Raw genomic sequence first — 229 nt, 5'->3', positions numbered from 1 at the left:
CGGTGATCAGCCGGCCGGCCTCCGTCATGTAGTCGCGGATGATGTCGAATTTCCACAGGTGCGGACGGCAGGCGCTTCGTGGTTCCGGCGTGATGAGGTCGCTCATCACCGTCCAGAGCGCGGTGAGATTCTCGCCGTCGATCTTCCTGTAGAACGCCTCGCGTTCCGGCGTCTTCACGGCTTCCATGGGCGCGCTCCCGCTAGTCTTGTTGATTGACAGTATACTGAC

General features: G+C 61.1%; 1 pseudogene. It reads right to left on the bottom strand.

Annotated elements, in window-relative coordinates:
- Window positions 1-187 (bottom strand): annotated as a pseudogene (locus tag AC0MA3_RS26820) (hypothetical protein); the annotation flags it as partial.
- Window positions 188-229: the final 42 nt, after the last annotated feature.

This window comes from Paenibacillus sp. LS-5 (assembly GCF_056121505.1).
Note: the sequence above shows the minus strand (reverse complement) of the source record. Positions and strands in the feature narration are given on the sequence as shown.